This window comes from Halobacillus mangrovi (assembly GCF_002097535.1).
GTDB lineage: Bacteria > Bacillota > Bacilli > Bacillales > Halobacillaceae > Halobacillus > Halobacillus mangrovi_A.
The window spans coordinates 3,240,212-3,252,117 of record NZ_CP020772.1; the positions used below are offsets into that span (position 1 = coordinate 3,240,212).

The 11,906-nt window shown below is 43.2% G+C and carries 12 protein-coding genes and 1 other annotated feature; of the genes, 2 read left to right on the forward strand and 10 right to left on the reverse strand.

What is annotated here, in order from left to right; translation table 11 throughout:
* Window positions 1-22: 22 nt before the first annotated feature.
* Entirely contained in the window at window positions 23-382 is a 360-nt protein-coding gene (locus tag HM131_RS16215) for a Lin0512 family protein (RefSeq protein ID WP_085030744.1), read from the forward strand.
* 55 nt (window positions 383-437) lie between these two features.
* Here the strand turns inward: HM131_RS16215 and HM131_RS16220 are convergent, their stop codons facing one another.
* The 7 genes from HM131_RS16220 to HM131_RS16250 all read right to left on the reverse strand — a co-directional run bounded on the left by HM131_RS16220 (window position 438) and on the right by HM131_RS16250 (window position 6,822).
* Window positions 438-1,127, reverse strand: a complete 690-nt coding sequence (locus HM131_RS16220) for a TraR/DksA C4-type zinc finger protein (RefSeq protein ID WP_085030745.1) — start codon at window positions 1,125-1,127, stop codon at window positions 438-440.
* Between the two features lie 98 nt (window positions 1,128-1,225).
* On the reverse strand, window positions 1,226-2,362 hold the full coding sequence (locus tag HM131_RS16225; RefSeq protein WP_085030746.1) for a bifunctional cystathionine gamma-lyase/homocysteine desulfhydrase: 1,137 nt from the start codon (window positions 2,360-2,362) through the stop codon (window positions 1,226-1,228).
* Window positions 2,363-2,367: 5 nt separating this feature from the next.
* Window positions 2,368-3,285: a PLP-dependent cysteine synthase family protein gene (locus tag HM131_RS16230; protein WP_085030747.1), complete on the reverse strand. Its 918-nt coding sequence runs from the start codon at window positions 3,283-3,285 to the stop codon at window positions 2,368-2,370.
* Between the two features lie 23 nt (window positions 3,286-3,308).
* The gene (locus tag HM131_RS16235; RefSeq protein ID WP_085030748.1) at window positions 3,309-3,767 is read right to left on the reverse strand and encodes an S-ribosylhomocysteine lyase; all 459 of its coding nucleotides are present in this window, start codon (window positions 3,765-3,767) and stop codon (window positions 3,309-3,311) included.
* A gap of 4 nt (window positions 3,768-3,771) precedes the next feature.
* The gene (locus HM131_RS16240; protein ID WP_085030749.1) at window positions 3,772-4,413 is read right to left on the reverse strand and encodes a methyltransferase domain-containing protein; all 642 of its coding nucleotides are present in this window, start codon (window positions 4,411-4,413) and stop codon (window positions 3,772-3,774) included.
* A 383-nt stretch (window positions 4,414-4,796) separates the two neighbouring features.
* Window positions 4,797-5,972 carry a DEAD/DEAH box helicase gene (locus HM131_RS16245; protein WP_085030750.1) on the reverse strand — a complete coding sequence of 392 codons (1,176 nt, stop codon included), beginning with the start codon at window positions 5,970-5,972 and terminating at the stop codon, window positions 4,797-4,799.
* A gap of 190 nt (window positions 5,973-6,162) precedes the next feature.
* Entirely contained in the window at window positions 6,163-6,822 is a 660-nt protein-coding gene (locus HM131_RS16250; protein ID WP_085030751.1) for a peroxiredoxin, read from the reverse strand.
* 190 nt (window positions 6,823-7,012) lie between these two features.
* Here HM131_RS16250 and HM131_RS16255 point away from each other — a divergent pair, with 190 nt between their 5' ends.
* On the forward strand, window positions 7,013-8,200 hold the full coding sequence (locus HM131_RS16255; RefSeq protein ID WP_085030752.1) for a M14 family metallopeptidase: 1,188 nt from the start codon (window positions 7,013-7,015) through the stop codon (window positions 8,198-8,200).
* A gap of 237 nt (window positions 8,201-8,437) precedes the next feature.
* Here the strand turns inward: HM131_RS16255 and HM131_RS16260 are convergent, their stop codons facing one another.
* From HM131_RS16260 to HM131_RS16270, 3 genes are all read right to left on the reverse strand, one after another.
* Entirely contained in the window at window positions 8,438-8,764 is a 327-nt protein-coding gene (locus tag HM131_RS16260) for a hypothetical protein (protein WP_085030753.1), read from the reverse strand.
* Between the two features lie 127 nt (window positions 8,765-8,891).
* Window positions 8,892-10,268 (reverse strand): argininosuccinate lyase, encoded by a 1,377-nt coding sequence (argH, locus tag HM131_RS16265; RefSeq protein WP_085030754.1) that lies wholly within the window; start codon window positions 10,266-10,268, stop codon window positions 8,892-8,894.
* Window positions 10,261-11,496 (reverse strand): argininosuccinate synthase, encoded by a 1,236-nt coding sequence (locus HM131_RS16270; protein ID WP_085030755.1) that lies wholly within the window; start codon window positions 11,494-11,496, stop codon window positions 10,261-10,263. The genes argH and HM131_RS16270 overlap by 8 nt, the downstream gene beginning before the upstream one ends.
* A gap of 134 nt (window positions 11,497-11,630) precedes the next feature.
* Window positions 11,631-11,852: a binding site (T-box leader), on the reverse strand.
* Window positions 11,853-11,906: the final 54 nt, after the last annotated feature.

An 11,906-nucleotide genomic window follows, 5' to 3' on the forward strand; every position in this document is an offset into this window, starting at 1 on the left:
TGTAAGAAAGGATGGGATAGAAATGGATCGACTAATCTTTATTCAAACAGGAATGGGCACTGACGTACACGGACAAAACATTACGAAAGCTTCAGTACGTGCCGTAAAAAATGCGATTCACAACAACTCAATGCCTGGCATTAAGGCTGCCCTTCCTGAGAACTCTCTTGATAATATGAAAGTTAACGTCAAATTGGCAGTACCTTATGATCACGATCAGATTAAATATGCTGAAGTGGAAGAAGCCATTCCTTATGGTGAAGTTAATGTCGAAGTTCATGATGGCGGCATGAGAACCACTAGTGGCATCGTCTTAGAAGATAAGGATGATAAGAACGATCAGATGTATATTGTTATTGCTTCCGTCGAAGTAGGCTATTAAAGAGTAAAAAGAGGGCGTCCTGGCGGCTGCCCTCTTTCTTTTGAAATGAAGTGTGTTAGTAGGCCGAATCAGATTGGTCTTCTTCGGCTTCATCCATATGATCCATATATTTGTCATAATGAACGTTTCGTTCAAATTTTACATCGTCCGCTCCGGTATAGCCATTCATATCCGTGGATACAAACGGTTCAAACTCTTCGACATACCCTACGCCGTCCTCACTGTCCATATTGGATGAGCCGTCATAGGTCATACTTGTCTGATTAAAAGAAGCCACCTGTTCATAAGCGTTTTGTTCATTGTACTCGGGATCATCTGTATCGCGGCCGTAATTGTCCTCTAATTCACTTAGGACTTCTTCCTCGATTGGATGATCAGTTGAAATATCCTGATTCGGTGAAGCTTCAGCAACGGTTCGTGCTGTTGGAAGAGCTTCCAGCCGCTCTTCAGAGATCAGCTGTCCCGTTTTTTCGCATATGCCGTAGGTTCCTTTTTTCATTTGATTCAAGGAATACTGAATGTCAGACAACTCTTCTTTTAAATGTCCAAGCAGCGCGATATCCTTTTCGCGCTCATACAGTTCCGTCCCAGAGTCAGCCGGATGGTTATCATACTGCGACAGCTCACCAGAGGCCATATCGCTTGCTAAGCCGCGCTCCATACCAAAGTTTCCTTGCTTGATCAGTCGTTCCTCTATTTCATGCTTTCTTTCTTCTAATTGTTTTTTATAGTGAGTATAATCCATGAGTTCCACTCCTAATTGATATTCTTCTTTAGTTTGGCTCATGAAAAAGACACTATACAAAAAGGAACGCTCTCATAAGGAGAAGGTTCCTCATTCAATTATTTTCTTAATGCTTGCAAGAAATCTTCCTTCAAATCTTCAATGTCTTCAAGACCGATGGAAACTCGCACAAGTCCGTCTGTGATGCCAAGTTCACCCCTGCGTTCTTTTGGAATGGAAGCATGAGTCATCATCGCTGGAACAGAAATAAGGCTTTCAACCGCACCAAGGCTCTCAGCCAAGGTGAAATAGCGTACGTTACGCAAAACCTGATCCGCTTTTTCACCGCTTCCTACATCAAAAGAAATCATGCCGCCGTTTCCACGCGCCTGATTTTGATGAACATCGCTTCCTTTATGGGACTCCAAACCTGGATAGTAAATGTTCGTCACTTCAGGCAGTTCTTCAAGAAACTCAACAAATTGACGTGTGTTTTCTTCGATTTCTTCCATTCGGATGCCTAAAGTTTTGATGCCGCGCATCAATAGCCAGGAATCCTGAGGGCCTAGTACTCCTCCGGTAGAATTTAAAACAAAGTGAACATCTTCCGCCAACTGCTCAGAGTTTACAACAACAAGTCCAGCTACAACATCACTGTGACCGCCTAAATACTTAGTCGCACTATGCAGCACAATGTCTGCTCCAAACTCAATTGGATTCTGCCAATACGGAGTGCTGAACGTGTTATCAACGATGAACGTAAGATCCTTTGATTTAGCAAGCTGCGATACTTTTTCCAAGTCGGTAATTTTAAGCAGTGGATTTGTCGGCGTCTCTACATAAATCGCTTTTGTACGATCCGTAATTGCTTCTTCAATGTTTTTCACATCACTTGTATCAACAAAACTTGCTTCAAGGCCAAAGCGATTGATAACCTTCGTTACCATACGATAAGTTCCACCATAAACATCATCGGTAAAAATCACATGATCCCCATGATTGAATGTCATGAGTACTGCTGTAATTGCCGCCATGCCGGAGCCGAAGGCAAAGCCGCGGTGTCCGCCTTCTAAATCCTTAATCAGCTCTTCTAATGCAAAACGAGTCGGGTTACCCGTTCGGGAATATTCATACCCACGGTGCTTTCCTACACCATCCTGGGCGTACGTACTTACTTGATAGATCGGCACCGATACGGCACCCGTCTTTTCATCTCCGGTTATTCCACCATGGATCAGTTGTGTTTTCTTTCTCATAGCATTCACTCCTCATATATACCTTGACTCAGATATCTTTCACTGCTGTCTGGAAAAATTGTAACAATCCTCGCTCCGGGCTTCGCATGCTCTGCTTCCTTTAAAGCCGCTTCAAACGCAGCGCCCGATGAGCTTGCGACTAGCAACCCTTCATTCAAAGCCAATTCTTTTACTCGTTGAAAAGCGATATCGTCAGAAACGGTATGAACCGCATCAAAATAAGATGGATCCATATAAAACGGTAAAAATTCCATTCCGATGCCTTCTGTCCTGTGGGGGCCTGGCTTGCCGCCACTTAATATCGATCCTTCAGGCTCAACAATCACAGTCTTAATAGCCTTATTTTGCTCCTTCAAATAGCGGGACGTTCCCATAAACGTACCACCCGTTCCCGCTCCAGCAATAAAGATGTCAATTTCCCCGTTAAGATCATCGTAAATCTCCGGACCGAGTGTTTCATAATAAGCATCAGGATTCGCTTGATTGTTGAATTGCTGGGGACTGAAAGAACCCGGAATCTCTTTACAAAGTTCTTCCGCTTTTTTAATTGCGCCTTTCATCCCTTTTTCAGTTGGCGTGTTAATGACCGTCGCTCCAAGAGCTCGCATCAGCTTCTGCTTTTCCTGACTGAATTTTTCAGGCGTAACGAAAATCACTTTAAAGCCACGTCCGATGGCAGCTAAAGCGATGCCAATCCCCGTATTCCCAGCCGTCGGCTCTATCAGCGTTCCACCGGGCTGCAATTTTTTTCTAATTAATGCATCCTCAATCAGTTTTAAACCCAGCCGGTCTTTGATGCTACCGCCTGGGTTCATGAATTCAAGCTTGGCAAAGATTCTGGCTTGATTCGGGATTTCTGAATGAGTGAGTTCGATCATTGGTGTATGACCGATCAAAGATTGAACATCTTTTACATAACTCATCGCATTCTCACCCTCCGATTTTATTAGAAGACTTCCGTCCATTCATCACGTTTATTCAATAGTTCACGTGCAAGCTCTTGTGCTCCTTCTAAGCTGTGACTCGCCGCAAAACCACATTGTAATTCATTGCATGCTGGAACTTCATCCGCCTCAAGGACATCGTTCAGCGTTTTTTCGAGGACTTCAAGAATGTTGTCATAGCTGTCATCATTTAAGACTGCAATATAGAAGCCAGTCTGGCAGCCCATAGGGCCGATATCCACGATACGGTCGTGATGGTTACGGCTGTTTTCGGCCATTAGGTGCTCAAGAGAGTGAAGAGCAGGCATTGCCATATGCTCTTTGTTCGGCTGTTTAATACGAAGATCATATTTATAAATTTTGTCTCCTTTGTCTCCCTCGGTTACACCTGCAAGACGTACGTATGGCGCCTTTACTTTCGTATGGTCTAAGTTAAAGCTTTCAACGTTCATTTGTGTCATGCCATCATTCTCCTTTTTTTGCCTGGATCAGCCAGGCGTATTTGTTCAGTTGTTTAAAAGATACCTCAAATCCATGCTCTAAAAACATCTCTCTTAGTTCTTCGAGATACGCATAGTATTCTTCCTGCAAATCTTGCGCTAAATTTAAAAATCCAGCTTTTTCGGCATCTTTAATCAACTGCTGTTTATGAGCTTCATCCTTGAACAAGGTATCTATGAAAATCACCTGTCCATCTGGATCTAATTGTTGTTGGTATTTCTTGATCGCCTGCTTTTTCTCATCCGTGTTTAAATGATGAAAAGCAAACGAGCTAATAATTGACCTGATCGGTGTCAGCAGCTGCGGGTAGTTAATGAAATCCCCGTCATAAATCGCTGCTTCTGGACATTTGACATTGGCAATTCGGCGCATCTCCTTAGAAGGTTCAATGCCGAAAACGACTTTATTCTGATTGATAATTTTCCTCGTCAGATTCGCTGTTCCTACTCCGAACTCCATGACAGGAGATAACGATAATTCCGCCAGTTTTTCAAGCATCTCTTCATATCCTTCAAAAACTTCACGGTACTCTGGATCGTTTCCTGAAACCGTGTCGTCATAGGAACTCGCCCATTTATCAAAAAGGTCAACAAACTCTACACCCATTTGGTTCAACCCCTTAATATTTATAATTCCTATCAACTAACTAGGAATTACATGTATAATGTATCATATTTCATAACAAACCTCAATGGTATAGATTATGACCTATTTTTGGAAAAGTGACTTTGAATGCCTATGGGCAGGGATTTATCAGCGAAAGACTGGATTTATCAGCGAAAGACTGGATTTATCAGCGAAAGACTGGATTTATCAGCGAAAGACTGGATTTATCAGCGAAAGACTGGATTTATCAGCGAAAGACTGGATTTATCAGCGAAAGACTGGATTTATCAGCGAAAGACTGGATTTATCAGCGAAAGACTGGATTTATCAGCGAAAGACTGGATTTATCAGCGAAAAGGCAAAGGGGATCCCCTTTGCCTTTTCTATTTCCTGCGACGTCTTGGACGTTTCTGTTCAACAGGTTCTTCTCCCCTTTTACCTGGAGACAGGGTCTCTAGTGAACGACGCTCAAGTTTCTGCTTTATTAATTTTTCAATATCACGAAGGGCTTGTTTATCTTTTGGAGCGGCAAACGTAATTGCTAATCCTTTTCCTCCTGCTCGTCCCGTTCTGCCTATTCTATGGATATAGCTCTCTGGGTCTTGTGGAATGTCATAGTTAAAAACGTGGGTGACTCCTTCTACGTCAAGACCTCTGGCTGCGACATCCGTTGCCACAAGATACTGGATCTTCGCTTCTCGAAAGCGCTGCATGACTTTCTCCCGTTTTGCTTGAGAAAGATCTCCGTGAAGTTCATCTGATTCAAAGCCTCGGCTAACGAGCGCTTCGTTCAGTTTCTTTGCTCTTCGTTTCGTCCGGCAGAAGATCACGGCAAGAAACGGACGGTGCTCGCTCATAATCTTTAGCAACGTATCTTGCTTCGCTCTGTCAGTTGTTTCATAGACCAGCTGCTTAATTCCCGTTAAGGTAACCTGTTCTGATTTCACTGTTACTCGTTTTGGTTCACGCAGGAATTTTTTCGCAAGAGACTGGACTTGCTGGGTAATAGTGGCAGAGAATAGCAAGGTTTGTCTGTCTTCAGGTGTCTGTTTTAAGATCTCCTGGACATCTGGCAGAAAGCCTGCTTCCAGCATTTGATCTGCTTCATCTAAAACAACTTGCTGGGCCGCATCTAAAGAGACGGTCTCTCTTCTCATGTGATCTAAGAGCCGACCGGGCGTGGCAATTACAATATGCGCCTTCCCGTTTAATCGGTGCGCCTGTTTTGCGACATCTTGACCACCATAGACCGCTAAAACTTGGACACCTTCAGGCTTCAGCTTTTCTACTTCACGGGTAATCTGCAGGGCAAGTTCTCTCGTTGGCGTAACGATCAAGCCTTGCACAAAATCTTTGGCTGGATCGACTTTTTCTAATATCGGTACGACGAAAGCGAACGTCTTGCCTGTTCCTGTCTGTGCCTGAGCAATGACGTCATGTCCTTTTTTCACTAGAGGAATGGCTTGCTCCTGAACAGGTGTCGGCGCGGCGATTCCTTGATGCTTCAATTTTTCTATAAGAACAGAAGATACTCCCAATTCTTCAAATGAAGGATTCATATAATTCCCTTCTTCCTAATTAGATTATGCCTCTGCAATTATACAGGATTGTGTGCACTTATGTACGGAAGTATTCAAATAGGGCGAAAGAATTCTTAAATAACTAAGTCCGTTTCTAAAATAGCGGATGCATAAAAACTCCCTATACAATAAAAAGAGACTGCCCGGAATTCAGACAGTCTTCCTTCTATTACACATCTTTTTTAGAAATGTACCAGTCGATGTATTCAATGCCTTCTTCTTCGGCACGGGCAGCCGCTTCTTCTTGCGACTTCGGTGGTGATACAACCGCTTTGTCTCCTTCGGTCCAGTTTGCAGGAGTTGAAACTCCGTGTTTATCTGTCGTCTGCAGAGCTTTGACAAGGCGAAGGATTTCTTGCATATTTCGGCCTGTGGTCAATGGATAATAGATGATCGAACGGATTTTTTGTTTATCATCGATGACAAAAACAGCACGGCTTGTCTCCACCTGGCTCTCACCTGGCATGATCATTCCATACTTCATCGCCACTTGTTTATCGAGATCAGCAATGACTGGAAATTCAATGTTCGTATTGAAGTTTTCTTCAATGCTTCGGATCCACGCGATATGGGATGGCACACTATCCACACTCAACCCAAGCAACTCTGTGTTCAATTCTTTCAATTCTGGATAGATTTCCTGAAACCCGACAAATTCAGTCGTGCATACGGGCGTAAAGTCAGATGGATGGGAGAACAGCACAAGCCACTTGCCTTTATAGTCCTTCAGTTTAATATTTCCTTGACTGGTCGCTGCCTCAAATGATGGAGCATCATCGCCAATTCTTGGCATTGTGTATTGCTCTTGCTTTGTTTCAGTCTGTTCCATGTTTCATCCTCCTTGTCGATATTGAAATACTCTCATAGGTACTGGTACCACATGAAAATTAGATTAATCCTGAAAATAATAAGAATGAATCTAAAGTCATATCCAATAAATTCCTTCCCTTGTTTTCTCATGACAGCGTTCCATTCCCCATATATATGTAAGAGATCACCTAGGAGGAGGCTATCATCCATTGAATATACAAGTAAGAAGTGGAGATACACTCTGGTATTATTCCAACCTCTTCAACGTATCGCTCCAACTTATTTTAGATTCTAACCAACAAGTGGATCCTTCTGGTCTAATGATTGGCCAAACTATTAAAATTCCCGGTTATCAAACCACTACCTATACTATTCAACGAGGAGATACATTCTGGAAAATTGCCAGCCAGCGAAGATTGGCCGTTGATGCATTAGCTCTCTTGAATCCAGGTATAAATCCGAGACAGCTGCAGATCGGACAGACCATTCGCATTCCTGTTCGTGTCACTTATCGAGTGGTAGACGGGAATCAACCGTATGATTATCAGCTTTTACTTCGAGACCTCAACGACCTTACGGATATTTATCCCTTTGTCCGTACCGAAACAATTGGAAAGAGTGTGATGGGAAAAGATCTGACGGAGCTTCAAATCGGACGCGGAAATAAAATTGTGCACTGGAATGGCGCGTTCCATGGCAATGAATGGATAACAACCGCTGTCATCATGCAATTTTTGAATGATTACTTACTCGCTTTGACAAATAAAGAAACGATTCGCGGCTTGGATATCCGTCCCTATTATGATCAAGTCACCGTTTCCATTGTACCTATGGTTGACCCCGACGGAGTAGATCTCTCTTTGAACGGGCCGCCTGAAGGGCGTTTTGGAGAAGAAGCATTACGAATTAATAATGGAAGTACAGACTTTTCAGGCTGGAAAGCGAATATCCGCGGTGTTGATTTAAACAACCAGTATCCAGCCAAATGGGATGTGGAAGCGGCGAGGAAACCGAAGGAACCTGCTCCTAGAGACTTTCCAGGTTATCAACCTTTGACAGAACCAGAAGCAGTGGCAATGGCTGAGTTAGCGGGAAAAAGACAGTTCGAAAAAATGCTTGCCTTTCATACGCAAGGCGAAGTCATATACTGGGGCTATGAAGGACTGGAACCTCCCCGGGCGTTTACAATTGTGCAGGAATTCCAGCGGGTGAGTGGCTATGAGCCAATCCGGTATGTGGATAGTTATGCTGGTTATAAAGATTGGTTTGTCAAAGTTTATCGCAGGCCTGGATTCACGGTCGAACTCGGCCAAGGGGTCAATCCACTCCCTCTCTCTCAATTTGATGAAATTTATCAGGAAACGCTAGGTATTTTCCTAGCCAGTCTTTATATGTAAAGGAACCTTAGTGCTGATGTTTAAGCTGGATTCTCCAGTATAATCTCTTATAATGAAAGAAAAACCTCAACCTGTTGATACATGTTGACGGATAGAATTTTTCTCACTTTCTCTCCCTATCGCTTACTCTAAAAACGGAACCATTTTTCTTTTCATACGAACCTATATAAACTTTTCGTTAACTGAATAAATCTTAAAGCAAAAAAACAGATGCCTCAGTGTGAGACATCTGTTCTTTTATTTGACGCTTTCCATATGTCCTTTATGTTGTTCGATGATCTTAACAGCACGATCGTATTGTTCTTCCTGGATTTGAAAATGGAGAATATGCGTCAAATGCTTTTGATCATTTAAAGGATCATGATCGGTCTCCAGAGCCCCTGCGAAGTTAGTCGCAGCTCCTGCTGTTCCCGAGGACCCGCTTAAAGGAATTACCATAGATAGATCCTTATCCACCGGGATTGCTTCAACCATCTCATTTTCAATGGTTAACTTCTGAAGCTCGGCTTTGGCACTTTCTGCATCGTTTTCATTTTGGAAAAAGGCTTCTACGTGTTTTGACATGATATCCCAACCTTCTCAGTTTTTGTCGTACTTTTATATTAGCCTTTTCACAAAATCTCAAACGTTTCGATCGACCAATAATATGAAAAAAAGGACTGAATCGTTGGTATGATTCAGTCCTTTTCTACTATTCATAAAGGTGACTTTTTGCCAACTCCAGTTGGTTAGCTACTTGTTTGAATCCAGTCCCGCCTTCACTGTTTCTTGCAGCAACGACTTGTTCTGGGGCGAGCTTTTCATAGATATCCTCTTCAAACAGCTCCGAAAATTGCTGGTATTCTCCGATAGATAAATCCAGCAGGTACTTTCCTTCCTCAATGGCATAGAGCACGATTTTTCCAATCACCTCATGAGCCCGTCGAAAAGGCATTCCTTTTACAGCTAAATAATCCGCGATGTCTGTTGCGTTCGAATAATCTTCTTTCACAGCTGTTTTCATCTCGCTTTTCTTCACTTCCATGGAAGCAAGCATCGGGGCGAGTAGGGAAAGAGCTCCTTCTAGTGTATCTACCGTATCGAACATGCCTTCTTTATCTTCCTGCATATCTTTGTTATACGCGAGCGGCAAGCCTTTCAATAAGGTTAAGAGCCCCATCAGATTGCCGTAGATTCTGCCGGTTTTTCCGCGCAGCAGTTCAGGAACATCTGGATTTTTCTTCTGCGGCATGATGCTTGAACCTGTACAGAATTCATCATCAAGTTCAATAAAGTTAAATTCCTGACTGCTCCAAAGAATCAGCTCTTCAGACAGTCGGGAGATGTGCGTAATTAATATAGAAGAAATGGATAAGAATTCGAGAATAAAATCACGGTCGCTCACGGCATCCAATGAGTTCGGATATACCTTTTCAAAACCTAAAATATCAGCGGTCATTTGACGATCGATATCATAAGGTGTCCCTGCGAGAGCAGCGGCGCCAAGGGGAGACCAGTTGATACGCTTCAAGCTGTCTTGAAGACGTTCTTTGTCGCGTTCAAACATCCAGAAATACGCAAGCAAGTGATGCCCGAACGATATTGGCTGCGCACGCTGTAAATGCGTATAGCCTGGCAGAATCGTCTCTACATTTCCTTCTGCTTGAGACACAAGTGCTTCTTGCACGGCTCCAACTAACTGGATCAATTCTTCTGTTTTTTCACGCATATATAAGTGCATATCTGTTGCAACCTGGTCATTCCGACTTCTGCCTGTATGAAGTTTCCCGCCGACAGGACCGATTTCTTCAATCAATAGTTTTTCAATGTTCATATGGATATCTTCATCAGCAACAGAGTATTCCACTTCTTCATTTTCAATCTTCCCCTGGATCGTGTGCAGACCTTTGATGATCTGATTCTTTTCTTCATCCGTGATAATGTCGCAATGGCCGAGCATCTCGACATGAGCGAGGCTCCCCTTAATATCCTGGAGAGCCAGCTTTTGATCAAAACCGATCGAAGAGGTGTACTCTTCGACCAGCTTATTTGTTGGTTTCGTAAAACGTCCGCCCCATAACTTACTCATGAGCACTCACCGGCGCTTTTTCTAATAGCTTCTCTCCTTTATGCACATCGGCATGAACTTTCGTCGGAAGCCCCCAAAGCTTGATAAATCCAACAGCAGCGTTGTGGTCGAATGCATCCTCTTTGGAATAAGTGGATAACTCTTCGTTGTAAAGGCTGACTGGAGATTTCTTCGCGATCACGTTGTGGTGACCTTTGAACAATTTGACTTTTACCGTTCCTGTCACAACTTTTTGTGTGGATTCAACGAATGCTGACAATGCCGGCTGCAATGGAGAATACCATAGGCCATCATAGATAATTTTAGACAGCTGCTGGTCAACGTTCACTTTGTACTGGGATACTTCACGCGTCAGCGTCAAGAACTCCAGCTCTTTGTGCGCATTGATCAGGATCATAGCTGCTGGGTTTTCATATACCTCTCTTGATTTGATTCCAACGAGACGATTTTCGGTATGGTCGATACGACCGACACCATGCAACCCACCAAGCTCATTCAGTTTTTCAATTAATGGAACAAGATCCATCGGTTCGCCGTTCAGAGCTACAGGCTTTCCTTCTACAAAATCGATATCTATCACTTCAGGTGTATCCGGTGTTTTTTCAATTGGATTCGTCCAGGCGTACGCAGCTTCTGGCGCTTCCTTCCAAGGATCTTCTAATACACCAGCTTCACAAGCACGTCCCCAGATGTTCGCATCGATGGAGAAAGGATTTTCAAGATTGACAGGAACCGGAATTCCTTTTTCTTCTGCATAAACGATTTGCTCATCACGTGTCATACCCCACTCACGTACAGGTGCGATGACTTCAAGGTCCGGGTTCAGCGCCTGGATGGAAACTTCAAAACGTACCTGATCGTTTCCTTTTCCAGTACATCCATGTGCAACGGCAACGGCCCCTTCCTGTTCAGCCACTTCCACTAATAGTTTTGAAATCAAAGGACGAGACAATGCGGAAGATAATGGGTATTTCCCTTCATACAATGCATTCGCTTTTAGGGCTGGCATCAAGTATTCCTCCGCCAAAAGCTCTTTCGCGTTTACCATGATGGCTTTGATCGCTCCAACGTCCAGCGCTTTTTGACGAATCGTTTCCAAGTCTTTTCCTTCCCCTACATCAAGTCCAAGGGCAATTACGTCATATCCGTACTTTTCTTGAATCCATTTAATTGAAATGGATGTGTCCAATCCACCTGAATACGCTAATACTACTTTTGGTTTTGTCATAACAAAATGCCTCCTTATATATTCTCTAACATTTAACTTGTAAATTTGGGCGAGAGCTCCGGGTTGGCTTTGACTTCGAGTGGTTCGGGATTACCCTGTCCTTAAACGATAAAAATCCGCCTCCTACCTAATGGGTAAGAGACGGATTTGTTAATTAAATATCCGCGGTGCCACTCTCATTGTCTATCAATCTAGACCAACTCGATACTGATAACGGGAGCTCCCGGTTCAAGCTACTTTGATTCACTGAACTTCTCTGAAGTGCGTTTCCGCATGAACTCATCATCAGGCTTCCACCAAATCCTGACTCGCTGTAGGATCTCACTCATACGTACTTTCTTCGTCGTCGAATGTATTTTTATTATTAATTGTTTATAATTATACAAAATATACAGAGGAAGTCAACAAGG

What these genes read in the sequence shown, in the direction of transcription:
- argH (WP_085030754.1), bottom strand. Translation starts at nt 10,268, where the DNA reads ATGAGTAAGTTATGGGGCGGACGTTTTACGAAACCAACAAATAAGCTG.
- HM131_RS16245 (WP_085030750.1), bottom strand. Translation starts at nt 5,972, where the DNA reads ATGAATCCTTCATTTGAAGAATTGGGAGTATCTTCTGTTCTTATAGAA.
- HM131_RS16220 (WP_085030745.1), bottom strand. Translation starts at nt 1,127, where the DNA reads ATGGATTATACTCACTATAAAAAACAATTAGAAGAAAGAAAGCATGAA.
- HM131_RS16215 (WP_085030744.1), top strand. Translation starts at nt 23, where the DNA reads ATGGATCGACTAATCTTTATTCAAACAGGAATGGGCACTGACGTACAC.
- HM131_RS16235 (WP_085030748.1), bottom strand. Translation starts at nt 3,767, where the DNA reads ATGACACAAATGAACGTTGAAAGCTTTAACTTAGACCATACGAAAGTA.
- HM131_RS16225 (WP_085030746.1), bottom strand. Translation starts at nt 2,362, where the DNA reads ATGAGAAAGAAAACACAACTGATCCATGGTGGAATAACCGGAGATGAA.
- HM131_RS16250 (WP_085030751.1), bottom strand. Translation starts at nt 6,822, where the DNA reads ATGGAACAGACTGAAACAAAGCAAGAGCAATACACAATGCCAAGAATT.
- HM131_RS16260 (WP_085030753.1), bottom strand. Translation starts at nt 8,764, where the DNA reads ATGTCAAAACACGTAGAAGCCTTTTTCCAAAATGAAAACGATGCAGAA.
- HM131_RS16240 (WP_085030749.1), bottom strand. Translation starts at nt 4,413, where the DNA reads ATGGGTGTAGAGTTTGTTGACCTTTTTGATAAATGGGCGAGTTCCTAT.
- HM131_RS16230 (WP_085030747.1), bottom strand. Translation starts at nt 3,285, where the DNA reads ATGAGTTATGTAAAAGATGTTCAATCTTTGATCGGTCATACACCAATG.
- HM131_RS16270 (WP_085030755.1), bottom strand. Translation starts at nt 11,496, where the DNA reads ATGACAAAACCAAAAGTAGTATTAGCGTATTCAGGTGGATTGGACACA.